Annotated in this window: 12 protein-coding genes and 1 pseudogene; 4 read left to right on the top strand and 9 right to left on the bottom strand. The window is 72.8% G+C overall.

The features are described from left to right. Positions 1-65: 65 nt before the first annotated feature. Together ACLJPL_RS20990 and ACLJPL_RS20985 are read right to left on the bottom strand one after the other, a co-directional pair. A complete protein-coding gene (locus tag ACLJPL_RS20990; RefSeq protein ID WP_411082400.1) occupies positions 66-1,754 on the bottom strand; it encodes a DUF885 domain-containing protein in 1,689 nt (562 codons plus the stop codon). Positions 1,755-1,871: 117 nt separating this feature from the next. After that, complete coding sequence (locus ACLJPL_RS20985; RefSeq protein ID WP_411082399.1) at positions 1,872-2,360, bottom strand: Lrp/AsnC family transcriptional regulator; 489 nt, start codon at positions 2,358-2,360, stop codon at positions 1,872-1,874. Between the two features lie 59 nt (positions 2,361-2,419). Here ACLJPL_RS20985 and ACLJPL_RS20980 point away from each other — a divergent pair, with 59 nt between their 5' ends. Next, complete coding sequence (locus ACLJPL_RS20980; RefSeq protein WP_411082398.1) at positions 2,420-3,640, top strand: trans-sulfuration enzyme family protein; 1,221 nt, start codon at positions 2,420-2,422, stop codon at positions 3,638-3,640. On the opposite strand, the gene ACLJPL_RS20975 is transcribed toward ACLJPL_RS20980, so the two are convergent. The 5 genes from ACLJPL_RS20975 to ACLJPL_RS20955 all read right to left on the bottom strand — a co-directional run bounded on the left by ACLJPL_RS20975 (position 3,567) and on the right by ACLJPL_RS20955 (position 12,535). Further along, positions 3,567-4,970, bottom strand: a complete 1,404-nt coding sequence (locus tag ACLJPL_RS20975) for a GNAT family N-acetyltransferase (protein ID WP_411082397.1) — start codon at positions 4,968-4,970, stop codon at positions 3,567-3,569. The two genes, ACLJPL_RS20980 and ACLJPL_RS20975, sit on opposite strands and share 74 nt — an antisense overlap. Positions 4,971-5,166: 196 nt before the next feature. Further along, complete coding sequence (locus ACLJPL_RS20970; protein WP_411082396.1) at positions 5,167-7,902, bottom strand: DUF6493 family protein; 2,736 nt, start codon at positions 7,900-7,902, stop codon at positions 5,167-5,169. Beyond that, positions 7,899-9,275: an SWIM zinc finger domain-containing protein gene (locus tag ACLJPL_RS20965; RefSeq protein ID WP_411082395.1), complete on the bottom strand. Its 1,377-nt coding sequence runs from the start codon at positions 9,273-9,275 to the stop codon at positions 7,899-7,901. Before ACLJPL_RS20965 ends, ACLJPL_RS20970 begins: the two co-directional genes overlap by 4 nt. 71 nt (positions 9,276-9,346) lie before the next feature. After that, positions 9,347-10,921 (bottom strand): alkaline phosphatase D family protein, encoded by a 1,575-nt coding sequence (locus ACLJPL_RS20960; protein ID WP_411082394.1) that lies wholly within the window; start codon positions 10,919-10,921, stop codon positions 9,347-9,349. 57 nt (positions 10,922-10,978) lie between these two features. Further along, positions 10,979-12,535 (bottom strand): PLP-dependent aminotransferase family protein, encoded by a 1,557-nt coding sequence (locus ACLJPL_RS20955; RefSeq protein WP_411082393.1) that lies wholly within the window; start codon positions 12,533-12,535, stop codon positions 10,979-10,981. A gap of 47 nt (positions 12,536-12,582) precedes the next feature. Here ACLJPL_RS20955 and ACLJPL_RS20950 point away from each other — a divergent pair. Beyond that, positions 12,583-13,428 (top strand): annotated as a pseudogene (locus ACLJPL_RS20950) (DMT family transporter); the annotation flags it as partial. A 69-nt stretch (positions 13,429-13,497) separates the two neighbouring features. On the opposite strand, the gene ACLJPL_RS20945 reads toward ACLJPL_RS20950, so the two are convergent. Further along, positions 13,498-14,328, bottom strand: a complete 831-nt coding sequence (locus tag ACLJPL_RS20945) for an alpha/beta fold hydrolase (RefSeq protein ID WP_411082392.1) — start codon at positions 14,326-14,328, stop codon at positions 13,498-13,500. A 122-nt stretch (positions 14,329-14,450) separates the two neighbouring features. Here ACLJPL_RS20945 and ACLJPL_RS20940 point away from each other — a divergent pair, with 122 nt between their 5' ends. Together ACLJPL_RS20940 and ACLJPL_RS20935 are read left to right on the top strand one after the other, a co-directional pair. Continuing rightward, the gene (locus ACLJPL_RS20940; protein WP_411082391.1) at positions 14,451-15,335 is read left to right on the top strand and encodes an RNA polymerase sigma-70 factor; all 885 of its coding nucleotides are present in this window, start codon (positions 14,451-14,453) and stop codon (positions 15,333-15,335) included. A gap of 280 nt (positions 15,336-15,615) precedes the next feature. Beyond that, entirely contained in the window at positions 15,616-16,383 is a 768-nt protein-coding gene (locus tag ACLJPL_RS20935) for a GntR family transcriptional regulator (RefSeq protein WP_411082390.1), read from the top strand. 194 nt (positions 16,384-16,577) lie between these two features. On the opposite strand, the gene ACLJPL_RS20930 is transcribed toward ACLJPL_RS20935, so the two are convergent. Next, positions 16,578-17,735: an ROK family transcriptional regulator gene (locus ACLJPL_RS20930; protein ID WP_411082389.1), complete on the bottom strand. Its 1,158-nt coding sequence runs from the start codon at positions 17,733-17,735 to the stop codon at positions 16,578-16,580. Between the last annotated feature and the right edge of the window lie 67 nt (positions 17,736-17,802).

Here is a 17,802-nt window from a genome sequence, read left to right as displayed (position 1 = left end):
CTTCGCCGATCGGCGTCCCGGGCCGGGCCGCCGTGCTGAACGGGGCCCGGCCGGGGCGGAGTCGGTCAGAGCCTGGACAGCTCGTCCAGCAGGTCGTCCAGTCCCAGCGGCCCCTGCGAGAGCGCGGCCATGTGCCACGCCTTGAGGTCGAACGCGTCGCCGTGCGCCGCGCGGGCGTTCTCCCGGCCGAGCAGCCAGGCCCGCTCGCCCAGCTTGTAGCCGATGGCCTGGCCCGGCATCGAGAGATAGCGGGTCAGCTCGCTCTCCACGAAGTCGGCCGGCCGTCCGCTGTGGCCGCCGAAGAACTCCTGTGCCAGGTCGGGGGTCCAGCGCTCACCCGGGTGGAACGGCGAGTCCGCCGGGATCTCCAGCTCCAGGTGCATGCCGATGTCCACGATCACCCGGCAGGCGCGCATCATCTGGGCGTCCAGATAGCCCAGGCGGCGTTCGGCGTCGGGCAGGAAGCCCAGCTCGTCCATCAGCCGTTCCGCGTACAGCGCCCAGCCCTCGGCGTTCGCGCTGACCTGGCCGACCGACGCCTGGTAGCGGGAGAGGCTGTCGGCCACGTGCGTCCACTGCGCGATCTGCAGGTGGTGGCCCGGCACACCCTCGTGGTACCAGGTCGAGACCAGGTCGTACACCGGGAACCGGGTCTCGCCCATCGTGGGCAGCCAGGTGCGTCCGGGGCGCGAGAAGTCCTCGGAGGGGCCGGTGTAATAGGGGGCGGCGGCACCGCCCGGCGGGGCGATGTGGGACTCCACCTTCCGTACCCGCTCGGCGAGGTCGAAGTGCGTGCCGTCCAGAGCCTCGATCGCCTCGTCCATCAGGCTCTGGAGCCACTCGCGGACCTCCTCGACGCCCTCGATGTGGGTGCCGTGCACGTCGAGGTGGGCGAGCGCCTCCCAAGGGCCCGCGTCCGGAAGGACCTTCGCGGCCTCGGTCCTCATCTCGGCGAGCAGCCGGTGGTATTCGGACCAGCCGTACGCGTACGCCTCGTCGAGATCGAGGTCGGTGCCGTTGTACTGCCGCGACCAGCGGGCGTAGCGCTCCCGGCCCACCGTGTCGGGAGCCCCCTCGACCGCCGGGGCGTACACGTCGCGCATCCAGTCCCGCAGTGAGAGCACCGAGGCCGTCGCGAGCCTGGCGGCCCTGTCGAGCTCCGCCCGCAGCGCCTCGGGAGCCCCTGCGACGAAGTCCTCGAAGAACGCCGCGCTGTCGCTCTGCCCGCCCCACTCCGTCAGCTGCCCGACGAAGGTGGCGGTCGCCCGCGGGCCCCCGTACAGCTTCCGCTCCAGACCGAGCCCGAGCGAGGCGCGATACCCCTCGTACGCGGCCGGCACGGCGCGCAGCCGCTCCGCCACCGCGGCCCAGTCCTCGTCCGTCGCGGTCGGCGTGAGCGTGAAGACCTCGACGATGCTGTGGGCGGGGGAGTGCAGGTTGGAGACGGTCCGCAGTCCCTCCTCCGCCTCGTGCACGGCGAGTTCCGCCGTCAGACGCTCCCGCAGGAGCCGTCCGCAGCGGCGTTCGGCGTCGGTGTCCGCACCCGGCTGCTGTTCCGCGGCGTCCAGCTTCAGCAGGGTGGCGCGGATGAGGTCGGCGACCGCCTCCTGGCCGGCCGGTGAGAAATCGGGCAGCCGGTGCGAGCTTTCGGGCACGCCCAGGTAGGTGCCCGTGACGGGGTTGAGTTCGATGACTGCGTCGACGTAGGCGTCGGCGACCTGACGGGGCAGCGCGCTGCTCGAAGTGTCTGACATGCGGACATCCTCCAACGGCGGACGCCTCCCCGTCACCACCGTTTACGGGCGGACCTCCGAGAGAAGATCATGGGCGGACGTCCGAAAGAGGATCATGGCCGAACGTCCCGAAGGCGGTCACGGGCGGACCGCCTCGCCGGGCGGCAGCAGCGGTCCGCAGTCCCACTGCTGGAAGATGAGCCGGGTCTCGACGCGCGCGACCTCCCGGCGCGAGGTGAACTCGTCCAGGACCAGCCGCTGGAGATCGGCGGTGTCGGCCACCGCCACCTGGACCAGATAGTCGTCGGGGCCGGTGAGATGGAAGAGCGCACGGGACTCCGGCAGCGCCCGGACCCGGTCGACGAACGGGCCGATGAGCTCCCGGCGGTGCGGCCGGACCTGCACCAGGAGCAGCGCCTGAAGGCCCCGGCCGAGCTTCGCCGGGTCCAGGCGCAGCTGATCGCCGAGGATCACGCCGGATCGGCGCAGCCGGGCCACCCGGTCCAGACAGGTCGAGGGCGCCACTCCCACCTCGGCGGCGAGCTCCCGGTACGTCGACCGGGCATCGTTCTGCAACAACCGCAGAATATGCAGATCCACCGGGTCTAGAGCGACAGATTCGGCCATGCGGCGAACGTAACACGGCCCTGTGCCGCTACGAATCGGTAACTGTTCAGAGTGCTCCCATGGACAACGAAGTCTCGACGACGCCCCCCGCCCCTACCCCGTCCAGGGCGCTGGCCACCGAAGCCGTGCACGCCGGACGCGACGATCTCGCCTCCCTCGGCCTGCACGCCCCGCCGCTCGACCTGTCCACCACCTACCCCTCCTACGACTCGCGCGGCGAGGCCGAGCGGATCGACGCCTTCGCCACCACGGGCGCGCGGCCGGACGGCCCGCCCGTCTACGCGCGGCTGGACAACCCGACCACCGCCCGCTTCGAGACGGCGCTCGCCCGGCTGGAGGGGACCGACAGCGCTGTCGCGTTCGCCAGCGGAATGGCGGCTCTCACCGCGGTGCTGCTGGCCCGCGCGAGCATGGGACTGCGCCACGTCGTGGCGGTCCGGCCCCTCTACGGATGCAGCGACCATCTGCTGGGCGCCGGACTGCTGGGCACCGAGGTGACCTGGACCGACCCGGCGGGCATCGCCGACGCCATCCGCCCCGACACCGGCCTCGTCATGGTCGAGACCCCGGCCAACCCCACACTCGCCGAGATCGACATCCGGGCCGTCGCCCACTCCTGTGGCTCCGTGCCGCTGCTGGTCGACAACACCTTCGCCACCCCCGTACTCCAGCGCCCGGTCGAACACGGTGCGCGGATCGTCCTGCACAGCGCCACCAAATACCTCGGCGGGCACGGCGACGTGATGGGCGGAGTCGTCGCCTGCGACGAGGAGTTCGCCGCCCGGCTGCGCCAGGTGCGGTTCGCCACCGGCGGAGTGCTGCACCCCCTGGCGGGCTATCTGCTGCTACGGGGGCTGTCCACGCTTCCCGTACGCGTCCGGGCCGCCTCGACCAGCGCCGCCGAACTCGTCCGCAGGCTGACCGCCGATCCGCGGATCGCCCGGGTGCACTACCCGGAGATCGGCGGGGCGATGGTCTCGTTCGAGGTGTACGGGGACCCGCACGCGGTGATCGCCGGCGTACGGCTCATCACGCCCGCCGTCAGTCTCGGGAGCGTGGACTCGCTGATCCAGCATCCGGCCTCCATCAGCCACCGCATCGTGGATGAGGGAGACCGGCAGGCGTCCGGCGTCGGCGACCGGCTGCTGCGGATGTCGGTCGGGCTGGAGGACGTCGAGGATCTGTGGGCCGACCTGTGCCAGGCGCTCAGCGACGGGCCTGTTCCGCGGACTCGGCCGGCCGGACGGTCGTCCGCTGCTCGCTCCGCAGTCGCGCGGTGATGACGAGGGTGCCCTCCTCGATCTGGTAGTCGAGGGGCAGTTCCAGCGCGCGCATCGCCGCGACCATGCCGGTGTTGCGGGACTGCGTCACGGCGTACACGCTGTCGCAGCCCGCCTCCTCGGCGAGCTGCACCAGCCGGCCCAGCAGTTCGGAGCCGATTCCCCGGCGCTGCCAGTCGTCCTCGACGAGGAGGGCCACCTCGGTCTCGTCGCCGTCCCACAGGAGGTGGCCGAGCGCCACCAGCTTGCCGGAGGCGGTCTGGACGGCCAGGGTGCGGCCGAACCGCGGGCTCAGCAGATGGTCCAGGTAGCGGTCCGCGTCGCCCACCGGGCCGTGGTAGCGCAGGCCCAGGGTGCGCGGGGAGCACCGGTCGTGCATGGCGCGGGCCGCGACGAGGTCGCTGCGGTCCGCGCGGCGCACGGTGATCTCGTTGCCCTCGGGCAGCGTGAGGATGTCCTCGCTGCGGGGCACCCTCGGGCCGAGCCGGGCGTCGAGCTCCACCAGGGCGCGGGCCCGTGCGAACTCGGTCGGGGTGAACGGCAGATACGGCCGCTCGACGGAGATGACGCCGCCGGACGGGTCGCGCAGCCGCATCACCGTCTCCTCCAGCATGCCCTCGACCGGGGCGCTCTCCCCGGTCGGGCGGCCGGTGATCGAGACGGCGGGCAGCGAGTGGATGGTGCACCGGCCGAGCAACTGGCGCAGGGCCAGGGGGAGTTCCGCCGCGTCGAGCGCCGTGCGGGTGGCCAGCGAGAGCACCCGGGTCGGGGTGTCCACCAGATCGTGGGCGTCCGCCCGCTCGATCCAGGTGGCGGTGCCGCCCGCGGCCGCGATCTCCCGGGTCAGCTCCTGCGCCGGGAGCGAGGCGGGCGCCCGCAGCAGGAACTCATCGACCGTCCCCTCGGCCAACGGGTGGGTCTGGAGCGTCAGGATGTCGATCCGGAACCGGGCGAGCACCAGGCACAGCGCGGCCAGACTGCCCGGGGCGTCGCGCACCGTCGTCCGCAGCCGCCACAGGACGGTCTCCCCTGCCGCGGCCTTCGCGGCGTCGTCGGTGACCTCGTCGGCGCCCCCGTCCGACGCCGGATCGGACGCGCCTGTTCGTTCCGGCGGGGGAGCGTTGCTGTGCCGTCGTGCCCACCAGGTGTGGAACGTCGCCGTGGCCACCAGGGCCACGGCCGACGCCATGAGCAGGTAGGGCCCGTCGGGCTGGTGCCCGATCAGGTTGGCGATCGCGTCGGCCACGGCGACGGCCGTGAACAGGGCGGCCAGCTCGATCAGGTCCCGCCGCCAGTGGTGCGGGCGGCGGGCGGACTTCGAAGACGTCACATCAGTCATATCCTTACTGTGGACGAACGGTGTTGCCTGATCACGAACACTTTGTGACTGATGGGTTAAGTGTGGATCTGATCGCCTATCGTCGTTTTTCGGCCGTATGTGTGAGCGGTTCGGCAGGCGCCGGCAGCCGGTGGTGGGCGTTTCGGCGGACGGTCCACGGGCGGTCCGGTGGGCCGTCTCGCGGGAGTCAGGGGGAGGTTGGCCCGGCCGGGAACACGGCCAGCAGGCGGGCGGCCTGCCGCACGGTCTGCGAGGCCCCCTTGCGCCCGGCTGTTCCGGCCAGTCCCGCGATCGGCTCGATCCCCTCCGTACCGCAGCGCTCGGCGCAGTCGGCCGCGACGGCCAGCAGCTCCCCGATCCCGCTCGGCGCCTTCTGGTACGCGAGCAGGGCGGGCAGCGCCCCGGCGAGCACGCGCAGCACGGTCCGGTACGCCCCGGTGGCGGCCGCGGTCCGGGCGGAGTCGGCCAGCCGGACCACCTTGACCAGGTCGCGGTCGACGAGGACCGCCAGCTCGCGCCCGAGCAGAGCGGTGTCCAGCCGGCCCCGCGCGGCCAGGACGAGCAGGGCGTCCACGGCGGATATCCGGTCCTCGGGGTGCCGGGCGCCCAGACCGTAGGCCACCGCCAGGTGCACCGCGACCCCCGCCTCGCCGCCGGTCTCCATGAGCGGCGGCAGGCACGAGGCCCCGCCTCTGCGCCCTTCGTCGACGGTGTGCAGCAGGTCCGGCATCAACCAGGCGGCCAGGGTCTCCCCGTCCTCGGGCAAGGTGGCGATCCAGTGCGGGGACCGGCCGGCGCCCCAGTGATAGCAATCCCGGGTGTCGGGCAGGTGCGGACGGCCCAGCCAGTGGAAGGAGCGCGGGAACTCCTCCTGGATCACCAGCCGTTCCTTCGTGGCCAGGAGCACCTGCCGGGTTCCGGCCGCCGACCGCTGCCACCACTTGCGGGTGAAGGGCCGAGCGCCGCCCAGGCCGTGCCGCAGTACGGGCGCGACCGGCTCGTCGGCCCGTATCCAGGCGGCCAGCCTGTCACCCTCGGGCGAGCCGAGGGACGCGGCGGCCTCAGCGGCCGCCGACTCGCCGTGCCGGCGCACACGCAACAGGGCCTGGGCGAAATCGGCGGCCCCCGGCTCCACGCCGAGGCGCTGATACGTCCGCAGTCGCTCGACCAGCTCCGCCCCGTCCAGCGAACCGGTGTGCCAGGTGGGCGTGGCGAGCAGGAAGGGCACCGGGGAGGAGACCCGCACCGCGCCTGCCGCCTCCCAGGCACGGGCGAGCAGCACACCGTTCAGCGCGGCATGGGCGCAGGTCCCGGTCCCCGTCCACCGCCCCTCGCCCTGGGCGAGGGTCTCGTCGGAGACCCGGTCGAGGAGCGAACTCACCACGAGAGCGAGCGCTTGGCCCGTGGTCATGTACGCCGGTTCGGTCTGCCGCTCGACCTCCTGTCCGATGCCCTGCTCGATGGACCACACCCCGGCCACCGCTTCCCGGAGCGCTTCCGTCAGCTCGGCCCGGTCGGTGCGGGCCAGGCGCACGAGCCCGTCCAGAGCCCGTTCGAAATCGGCGCTCCCCGACCCGGTGGCCGAGCGGTCCGAAGCGGCGTCCTGCCAAGGGCGGGACTTCACCTGGGCCGCCACCTCCTCGACGAGCTCCGGCACGGTTCGCGGAGCCGGGGCGAGCCGGGAGCGGACCGGAGCGGGCGGGAGCAGCTCCTCGTACGGGCCGTCCGGCGTCGTCTCCTCCGGTCCGGCCGCCCCGAACAGGGCGGTGACCGCCTCCCGGTGCAGCGGCCCCAATTGCCGAGCCGCGAAAGAGAGTTCCTCGCGCAGCGGTGCGTCGTCGGTCGGGAGGTGGCGCGCGATGAGCTTGAGCGCCCGCTCCTGGAGGGCGATGTCCTCGTTCCCCAACGCCTCGGCCACCACCGGAAGCAGTTCGCCCGCCGTCGCCGCGTCCCGGCTCAGCGCCTTCCCCAGCAGGATCAACTGGCCCCGCACCAGCTTCTTCTCCCGGCGGAAGAGCACCGAGTCCGACACCTCCGCGAGGTCCCGGGTGGACAGCTCGCTCCGTGCCTCCAGCCGCGCGAGGACGTCCTGGGCATGGGAGGCCACCACCGAGATGGCGTCCGCCGCCATCCCCATCCAGTCGCGGAGGTGGCCGCTCTCCTCCTCCCGGGTGATGTTCAGCTGCTGGAGCACGGCGAGGAAGAACCGCTGGTCACTCGTCTTGCCGCCGCGCACCAGGCGCGTCACGCACCGTTCGACCAGCTGCGACCGGTCGAACACTCCCTCCTCGGCGAGCGCGCAGAGCGCGGCCGGCCAGTGGTCGAGCGAATCCGGTGTGGTGTACCAGCCGACCTGGGCCGGAAGCTCCGGCATCTCGAAGAGCCGGGGTGCGAGCACGGCGACGTGCGGGTCGGAGCGCAGCATGCCTACCAGCGACGCCCGGCCGGATCTGCCGTGCCACGGCGTCGTGCGGATCCGCTCCGACCAGCCCTCGACGACGCTGTCCGTCGTCGGGATCGGGCAGCCGGCCATGCGTACCAGCTCGCTGATGAACGTGTACTCCGCCTCGGAGTTCATCGAGCGTGCCGCCAACCGGTGGGCGAGGTCGCCGAGCCACGCCGGATCGCGGTCGCCCAGCGCCACGAGGATCAGCGGATACGGGGAACGGGACCAGGCGCGCAGGTCACGGCCGCCGATCCAGGTGGCGCAGCCCGCCGCCCCGGTGTGGCAGCCGGCCCCCGCCACCAGGAGCGCCTTGCGGATCTCGTCCCGCCGCTGCCACTCCCAGCTCCGGGCCTCCTTGCGCAGCTCCTTCAGCTCGGCCAGCGCCTTCCGGCGTCCGGCCAGGTCCAGCTTGAGCACCAGCGCCGGAACAGCGCGGTGGTTCCCGTTGCGCACCGCGGTGATCAGATCGTCGCTCATCGCACGCCTCCGGCGACCGTCGCACCGCGCCGGACCATCGTCACGGCCAGCGCGTGTTTGCACGGACCCCGCTTGCCCCGGTAGTCCGCCCACCACTGGCAGGTGCAGGTCAGGAACCCGTCGCTCTCCCGCACCTGATAGCGCCGGTCGCCGGAGGCCACGGACGCGAGCGCGCCGTCCAGCGACACCGCCCCCGCACCGGCCAGCTCGCGGGCGGCGACCAGACGCGGGTTGTGACGCTCCGCCCGGTCCGCCTCGTACGGCAGCTCCCGGTGGAAGTAGGCGGCGTCCGCCAGGTCGTAACCGACCCGGCCCGCCGTGCCCAGCCGGGTGAGCGCGGCCCGCACCCGCTCGACGCCCAGTCCCGACTGCTCGGCCAGCGAGGCCGGTTCGATCCTGGGCTCCCAGGCGAGCAGCACGGAGATCAGCTCGGCGTCGGCCGCCGCGTCATCGGTGGCCAGGGCCTCCAGGACGCCGCCCTCGCCCGAGAACCCGCGCGATGCCTCGGGCGACAGCGTCAGCGTGAGCCGCATGCCCGGCAGCACCACCTCCCACGCGCTCGCCGTCGCGGCCCCGTCCGCCACCGGAGGCCCGTACACCCGCAGCGCCGTCGCATGGCGCAGCACCCGCTGCAACGCCACCAGCCGCTCGGGACCCGGCAGGCACACCGCGCCCGGCGTCGGCCGGGTCGTCGGCCGCAGGCCCGTACCGGAGGCCACCACCCATTGCGCGCCGCGCGTCGCGTTGCCCGAGCCACGCGGCAGGGAGCGCAGGAACGCCACCGCCTGCGCCGCCGTCAGCTCGGCCCGCAGATCGAACCCGGCCGAGGCCACCTGCGCCTCGGCGAACCCCCTCAGCCACCGGTCCGGCAGCGGAACCTTCTTCTCCACCACCGGGCCGTCCAGCGTGGTGACCGCCAACTCCTCAGGCCCCACCCGCAGATGCAGCGGATCGTCCGCCGATATCCGGGAGAGGGCGTCCCGCAGCGGGTTGTTGACGTCCACATTGGTGGTGCCGTGTTCCGTCCGCTCCCCGTCCAGGCCCTCCTGGAGCACGTCGAGGCGCGCGTACACCCCGCAGCATCCGGAGAACGACTCGAAGCGCAACCGGTCCCCGTTCCCCGTCACCACCGGATCGAGGGAGGCGGGCAGGGCACGGCGGTAGTAGCGGGCGGCCGCCACATCGGCCACCGCCAGCAGCCCGCGGGCGGCGATGCGCGGAGCGGAGAGGAATCCGGCGAAGAACCGCGGATGCGCCGTTGCCCCACGCGGGGTGAGACCGCCCGCGGTCTCCAGGCCGAGGGAGGCTCCCACCGGCGAGGACTCCAGGGCGGACGGGCGTGCGTAGGCCAATGCCTGAACGGATCGGGTCATGGAAGAAACCGTAGAACCCACCACTGACAACGGGCCCCGACCAGCCGTCCGCCCAGGTCGGCGGGGGTCGTTCACTGGCCGGTGCGGCCCGGGCGCAGCACCTTGGTGAACAGCACCGCACCGCCCTCCGCCCGCAGACGCACGGTCAGGTCCGCGCTGTCGCCGTCGATCTCGACCTCCCCGAAGAACTGCGGGGATTCCATCGGTGACACATTGGCGCGGTCCGGCGCCCGGACGAAGACCTGGTCGGGTCCGAACGTGCCGTCCAGCGCGATGGCCGGAAATCCCCCTGCGGCCAAGGGACCCGAGACGAACTCCCAGAACGGCGCGAAGTCCTTGAACGCCGCCCGCTCGGGCGCGTAGTGCTGCGCCGAGGTGTAGTGCACATCGGCCGTCAGCCACAGCGTGCCGGTGACCTTGCGGTGCTTGATGAACCGCAGCAGCTCAGCGATCTGCAGCTCACGCCCGAGCGGAGCCCCCGGATCGCCCTGGGCCACGGCCTCGAAGTCCGTCGCCCCGTCCGGGACCACCAGCCCGAGCGGCATGTCGGCCGCGATCACCTTCCACACCGCGCGGGACTCGGCGAGGGCGCGTTTGAGCCGGCGGAGCTGCTCCGCGCCCAGGATGCCGGTCGTGTCGTCGGCCTGACGGTTGGGGGAGTTGCGGTTGCGGTGCGAGCGCATGTCGAGGACGAAGACGTCCAGCAGCGGCCCGTGGTGGACGGCACGGTACATCCGGGACCGCGTCGAGGAGCCGTACGGCGCCGACACGGGGAAGTACTCGTGGAAGGCGCGGACGGAACGGGCCGCGAGGATGTCGACGTTCTTCTCGGTGTAGCGCCCGTCGTCGAGTATCTGGCCCGGGTACCAGTTGTTGCGCACCTCGTGGTCGTCCCACTGGGTGACGGAGGGGACCTGCGCGTTGAAGCGGCGGACGTTGCGGTCGAGCAGGTTGTACCGAAAGTTCCCCCGGTACTCGTCCAGCGTCTCGGCGACCTTGGCCTTCTCCTCGGTCATGACATTGCGCCAGGTCCGGCCGTCGGGCAGGACCACGCTCGGCTGGAGCGGCCCGTCCGCGTAGACGGTGTCGCCGCTGCACAGGAAGAAGTCCGGGTCGAGGCGGCGCATCTCCTCGTACACCCGGTAGCCGCCGATGTCCGGGTTGATGCCCCATCCCTGCCCCGCGATGTCCCCGGACCACAGGAAGCGCACACCGTCACGACGCCGGGCCGGAGCCGTACGGAACGTTCCGTACACGGGTTTTCCCGTACGGCGTGGATCGTCCGGGTCGGCCAGCGTGACGCGGTAGTGCACCTGCTCGCCCGCCGGCAGGCCGCGCAGCGGAGTCGTGCCGGTGAAGTCCGTTCCCGGACCGATCAGCGGCCCGCGCCAGCTCCTGGGCCGGCGGAAGGCCGCGGTCGCCGAGGTCTCCACCAGCATCCGGGCGGGCCGGTCCGACCGCACCCACACCAGGGCCGAGGAGGCGGTGACGCTCCCCACCTGCACCCCCCACGCCGCCTCCGGCCGCCCCGCCAGCGCCAGGGTGGGAGCCGCCGCGGTCAGGGACAGGGCCGCCGCCGGGACGAGCAGCGAGCCGCGCAGGACGGTACGGCGGCCGGGCGGGAAGACAGGCGGAAGGTGCGGCATCGATGCGCCTCCAGGGCGGTGGGCGTGACGACCGGGCCGGCGACCGGGCCGAGACGCTCAGTCGGCCCCGAGCCGGTCTCCGCCCCCATGCCTAGTGGCCGGCTGAGACAGCCGCCCCAACCCCAGGTGAACAAGGCCCTCCTGTGTCGGCCTCGGCCAGCGCTGCGCCGCCGCCAGCATCCCGATGCCCCGGGCGATGTCCCCGGCCCCCAGATGAGCGTATCCGAGCACGAGCGCCACCGTGCCGTCCTTTGGCCCGGCGTCGCCGTAGTCGCTCAGTGGCCGCAGCGCGACGCCGGCCCCGGCCGCGCGGCGCAGGAACACGTCCTCGGGGCCGTACCGCTGAGGCAGTCGGGCGATGATGTGCAGCCCGGCGGCGATGCCGCTGAACGCAGCTCCGGGGAAGTGACCGGCGAGCGCGGCCACCATGGCGTCCCGGCGTTCCCGGTAGGCGCGCTGGCAGCGCCTCAACTGCCGGTCATAGGAGCCGCGTGCGACGAAGTCGGCCAGAACTGCCTGGTCGATGGCGGGATTTCCCAGGTCCAGGGTCCGCTTGCGGGCCACGATCCGGGCGGTCAGCGACGCGGGCGCGATCAGCCAGCCCAGCCGCAGGCCCGGAGCCAGCGACTTGCTCACCGACCCGGCGTACACGACACGCTCCGGGTCGAGCCCTTGCAACGCCCCCACCGGAGCCCGGTCGTAGCGAAAATCCCCGTCGTAGTCGTCCTCCATGAGCACGCCGTCCACGTCGCGTGCCCAGGCGAGCAGACGGCGGCGACGATCGGCGGAGTAGGTGATACCGGTGGGGAATTGGTGCGCCGGCGTGGTCACCACAGCGCGCACGCCGGAGCGCAGCAGCGGTTCGAGCGCCAGCCCCTCCGCGTCGAGGGGCAGCGGGACCGTGCGCAAGCCGGTGGAGGCGAACAGCGACACGTGTTCCGGGCTCCCCGGATCCTCCACGCCGACCGAGGTCAGCCCCCTTTCCCGGAGCGCGAAGCCGAGCAGCGTCGTCGCCTGCGCCACCCCGGAGCAGACCACCAGCCGCTCGGGATCGGCCACCACCCCGCGACGCCGGGTCAGCAGCCCGGCCAGCGCCTCCCGCAGCTCCGGCAGCCCGCGCGGATCGGGATAACCCAGCGAGCTGTGCGGCAGCCGCCCGAGGACGGTCCGCTGGGCAGTGGTCCACGCGGTGCGGGGGAAGAGGGAGAGGTCGGGAATGCCGGGCCGGAAGTCCACCAGCGCACCCGGCGTACGCGGCGCGAGATCGCGTACGGGATGCGCCGCCGCGCGTACTCCGGCGCTCACCCATGTTCCCGCGCCCTGCCCGCTGCGCAGGTAGCTCTCAGCGGTCAGCTGCTCGTACGCCTCGGTGACCAGCCCGCGCGACACCCCGAGATCGGCTGCGAGTTCCCGGCTCGCCGGCAGCCGTGTGCCCGCCGTGAGACGGCCTGAGCGGATCGCTTCGCGCAGAGCGGACTGGAGCGCGCGCCCGCGCCCGCGCGCCGGGGCGGAAGCGGCGGGCAGCAGCAACTCCCAGGCCGGAGAAGCGGAATCAAGGCCGCCGGTCTCGCAGCGGTCGTCCCCGCCGGTCGAATTGGTCCCCGAAGACGTCATGAAAGTGGACCTTAGACCGGTCCGATCCCGGACCTAGCGTCACCGTCATGAACGCGAACTCCTTGCGCGGCGCACTTCCGGCCGCCTTCGCCTGCGTGCTGGTGGGGGCCTCCTTCACCGCCAACAGCGTCCTCGGCGACTACCCGTACGCGGGCGGCCAGGCGATCCGCTACGGTCTGGCCGCGCTGCTGCTCGCGGCGCTCGTACGGTACGGCCCGGGCCTTGGGGCAGCCCCGCTGCGGAGCCTCTCCGCGCGCCAGTGGGCACGTCTCGGCCTGCTCGCCGCGGTCGGAATGGTCGGCTTCAACCTGGCGGTCCTGGCAGCGGAACAGACCGCGGAACCAGCCGTTCCGGGCGTATTCGTCGGCTGCGCGCCCATCGTCGTCGGTGTGCTGGTCCCCCTTCTGGACGACCGCCGCCCCTCCCGTGTCACGTTGTACGCCGCCGCTCTCGTCGCCGCCGGAGCGTTCACGGTCCAGGGGTGGGGCCGCACCGACCCGGCGGGCCTCTTCTGGTCGGTGGGCGCGCTCGCGGGCGAGGTCGGCTTCGCGGTCCTGGCCATGCCGGTGCTGCGGCCACTCGGCCCGAAACTGCTCGCGGCGACGGTGTGCGCCATCGCCGCCGTGCAGTCCGCGCTGCTCGGCCTGCTGATGGACGGCGGCGCGTTCCTGCGATCGCCGACATCGGCCGAGGCGACGGCCCTGCTCTGGCAGGCCGTCGTCGTGACCGTGATCGGCTTCGTCTGCTGGTACGTCGGCCTGCGGCGCATCGGGGCCGAACGCGCCACCCTCTTCTCCGGCCTCATCCCGGTCTCCGCCGCGCTGACCGCGCCGCTCGTCGGAGCCGGGGCGTACGGCATGGCGCAGGGCGCGGGGAGCGTCCTGGTCGGAGCCGGGGTGGCGCTCGGCTCGGGAGTCCTGGGACGCCGTGGGGCGACCGGGCCGACGCCGCGCCCCGCCCCGTCAGCGGCTGGTGTCGCGGATGACCCGGGCGACCAGGGCCGGGTCGTCGTTCATCGGGACGTGTCCGCAGCCGGGCAGCCGCACGAGCCTGGCTTCCGGGATCACGTGCTTGGCGCGGACGCCCTGCCTCCGCAGGAGGATGCGGTCGCGGACGCCCCAGGCGACGGTGACGGGAATGCCCTTCACATCGTCGGTGAAACAGACGCTCCCGCCGGCGGCCAGCGTCTGGTGGAAACCGGTCGCTCCCCGCAGGGCCAGGGTCTCGGCGACGACCGCCTCGGGTGAACGCCTGCCGGGCCGGGCGTAGATGGTGCTGGTCAGTGCGGCGCGCCCGGCCGCGCTGCGGGAGAGCCGTTCGATCGCCGGCACCGGGAGGGCCAGTGCGGCGCGGCGCATCGCCCGCAGGGTGGCGAACGCGTAGCGGCGCTCCGGCTCGTTCCAGAAGCCCGCGGGCGACAGGGCGGTCACCGAGCGGACCAGCTCGGCGCGCCCCAGTTCCAGGGCGAACAGGCCGCCGAGGGAGTTGCCGGCCACATGCGGGCGGTCCAGGCCCAGCTCCGCGAACAGGGCCCCGAGGACCGACGTGACCGCCTCCAGGGTGTACGGGACTCCGTCCGGCAGCCCCGCGGACGCGCCGAAGCCGGGCAGGTCGACGGCTATCACCTCGCGCTCGGCGGCCAGGATCCGCGTCACCGGGTCCCATGCCTGGCGGTGGTGGCCGATGCCGTGGAGCAGGACCAGCGGCTCTCCCGCACCGGTGCGTTCGTACTCCACCGAGACCGGACGGGGGCCGTGTGCCGATTCGACGGTGAAGGAGACCGTGGTGGTCATGGAGCTGCTCCCTGGAGTGGGTAGACATCGCGTCAACAACACTTACCGTTCGGTAGCTTGGAGTTCAAGGGCTCCGGCGATTCCCGCTGGACACCGTCCGGTGCGTCGGCTGGGATGAACCGGTGACAGCCGACGCCGCGACCGAAGTCTTCGAAGAGCACCGGGCCGTCCTCACCGGCGTCGCCTACCGCATGCTCGGCCGGGTGGCCGACGCCGAGGACGTGGTGCAGGAGGCGTGGCTGAGGTGGTCCTCCACGACCCGGGAGGGCACCCGCGAGCCGAGAGCCTTCCTGGTGCGGATCACCACACGGCTGGCCATCGACCGGCTGCGGCGCCTGCGATCGCGCCGGGAGTCCTACGTCGGTCCCTGGCTGCCGGAACCCATGGCCACCGACTTCGGGCCGGCCGCGCCCGACGCGGCGGACCAGGCCGTTCTCGCCGACTCCGTCTCCCTCGCCGTGCTCGTCGTCCTCGAATCGCTCTCGCCGTTGGAACGCGCGGTCTTCGTGCTCCGGGAGGCGTTCGGCTTCCCGTACGCCGAGATCGCCACCGCCCTCGACCGCACCGAGGCGGCGGTCCGGCAGCTCGCCGGCCGCGCCAGGCGGCATGTGGACGAGCGCAAGCCGCGCTACGACGTCGATCCGGCGGAGCGCCGGGACCTCACCGACCGGTTCCTGGCCGCCGCGTCCGGCGATGGCATCGAACAGTTGATGGCCCTCCTGGCGCCGGACGTTCGGCTCGTCAGCGACGCCGGCGGCAAGGCGAAGGCGGCGCGGCGGATCATCGAGACCGCCGACAAGGTCGGCCGGTTCCTCGTCGCGGTGGCCCAGGAGGTGGGGCCGGACTGGGACGTGCGCATCGCGGAGTTCAACGGCGGGCCCGCTGTGGCGTGCTTTGTCAGTGGAAAGCCGGATACTTTCTTCCAGCTAGATGTCCGGGGCGGAGCCATTCAATGCATCTATATCGTTCGCAATCCGGACAAGCTCGCCGGCCTCGACGCCAGGTAATCGCGCCGCTTTCCAGCCAGGCGAAATCCGCGTGAGCCCGCTCCGGGGCCGACCGTTCGAAGCCCCGCCACCGGCCCGGTGGTGGGGCTTCATGCTGCGCGCGGCTCACGGCACCACGAACGTCTTGTGAACGCTCTGCGCCAAAGTCCCGTTTCGTTCCGTTACGGAATAAGGATTGGTCTTGACCAAGGGGGTGCGCCGTCCTAGGGTCTCAACTTAAGACAGGAACCTTTAATAAATAGCGTCGCGGAAAAGCCGCCGGGCGATTGCGGAGGACAGGGTGGGGACCACGCAGCTGGAATCGGTACAGGAGCCGAAGTACTGGCACCTCAAGACCGTGCTCAGTGAGGCACTCGACTCGGACTTTGCGGTAGGTGAGATCCTGCCCAACGAGCGGGACCTCGCGGCACGGTTCGGCGTCGCGCGTGCCACGCTCCGACAGGCTCTGGAGCAGCTCGAACTGGAAGGCCGACTGCAGCGCCGTCGCGGCGTCGGCACGACTGTCGCCCCGCCGCGCGTGGGCGTCGCCGTCACCACCGCCCAGCACGAGTGGACGGGCGGCGTGGTCGGTGAGGCATGGCAGCCGGTGGACTGCGTCAGCGAAGCGGCCCCGGCCGTCGTGGCCGCCATGCTCGGCACCGGCGTCGAGCCCGTGCACGTGGTGCGCCGGATCCGCGACACCCACGGCCAGGCCGTGGCCGCCGAGCTTCTCTATGTGCCCGGCTCCTCGGTCCCCGACCTCTCCGCGATCGACGCGCCGTCCGGCACGGTGCGCGCCCGCGCCGTGCTGCGCGAACTGCACCGGCTGGGCCTCGAGGGCCAGGACCGCTCCGTGGAGCTCGGCTCGGCGCGTGCGGACGACGCCAAGGAGCTCGACCGGCTCCCCGGCGCACCCGTCCTCGTCGTCACCACCCGGTACTTCGCTGAAGGCGGCACGGCGGCGGTGTCCATCGCCACCTACCGGGCGGACACCTGCCGGCTCACCTTCGGGGACTCCGGCGCACTGGAGATCAGCCACGACGAGCAGCAGGAGCGCCAGGCGTCCTGACGCTCTCCGTGCCGGGGCTCACGAGCCACTGGAAGACTCTGTCGGCAGCGGTCTGCGAGCCGCCGCCGGAGCACGGAAGGGCTCAGGCCCTCCGCGAGAAAGCGCCACCTGAGGGCGGCCCCGCCGGGCGACCGGCCGGGCCGCCCTTCCGGCATCAACCGACCCTTCGCGCGACACCCGCCCGGCCCCGGCGGTCAGCGGCGGGCCGTCACCGCGCCCTCCACGGCGAACAACTGCTCCTCGACATGGTCCAGCGCCAGCCGCAGAGCCCCCGTCGCGACCGCGGCCTCGCCCAGCAGCGACAACGTCACCCGGGGCGGGCGCAGACAGTAGCGGGCCAGCTCCCCGCGGAGCGGCTCCAGCACCCCGTCCAGTCCGGCGGCCCAGCCGCCGACCACCACCAACTCCGGGTCGAGCGCCAGCGCCAGGGCCGCCACATCGTGCACGAGCCGCTGGAGGAACCGCTCGACGGCCGCCTGTGCCTCCGCATCGCCCTGCCGGGCCTTGGCGAACACCACGGCCACCGCCTGCTCGTCCAGTGGCTCCAGCGGGGTGCCCGTGGTCGACAGCAGATGCTCCGGAGTCACATCCCTGCCCAGCAGGTGCAGAGCGCCGATCTCCCCGGCCGCCCCGCCGTAACCCCGGTGCAGACGCCCGCCGATCAGCGAACCGGCCCCCGGGCTCAGCCCCGCCAGGACGAAGACGATGTCGTCGGACTCGGTGGCGGCGCCCTTCCAGTGCTCGGCGACCGCGGCCGCGTTGGCGTCGTTCTCCACGAGGACCGGGCAACGGAATGAACGCCGCAGCCGCTCCCCGAGCGCGAGCCCCGTCCACCCCGGCAGCGCCGTGCCCAGCCGCACGGTCCCATCGGCCTCCACGATGCCGGGGCTGCCGACGCCCACTGCGCGCAGACTGCTCCGGGCCACCCCGGTGCGGCGCAGCAGGTCCGCGATCACGGCCCGCACCTGGTCGAGCCGCTCGTCCGCACCCGCCGCCTCCGACACCGTACGAGAACCCGCCCCGGTCACCCGGCCGTCGAGCCCCGACAGAAGGGCCGAGACCCGGTGCGGCCCGATCTCGACGCCCAGCAGATGGCCTGCCTCGGCACGGAAGCGGAACCGGCGGGCGGGCCGTCCCTGGCGCCGCGCCTCACTCTCGTCGGGCTGGGCCTCGACCACCAGACCGGCCTCGAACAGCCCCTCGACCACGCCTTCGACCGTGGGCCGGGAAAGCCCCGTGATCCGGGTCAGATCCGTCAGCGTCGGCGAGCCGGCCCCTCGCAGAGCGTGCAGTACCACCGCTGAATTGATCCGCCGCAGCAGCGACGGATCTCCCCCGGTCAGCCGGCTCACGGTGTGTCCTCCCAGCTCGTGCGCATGTCTGCCGGATCGTACTCGCTGCTCGCAGGCCCTGCGAGCA

This window comes from Streptomyces sp. cmx-18-6 (assembly GCF_046548915.1).
Taxonomy (GTDB): Bacteria; Actinomycetota; Actinomycetes; order Streptomycetales; family Streptomycetaceae; genus Streptomyces.
The sequence above is the reverse complement of the archived record's forward strand: the minus strand, read 5'-3'. Positions and strand labels throughout refer to the sequence as shown.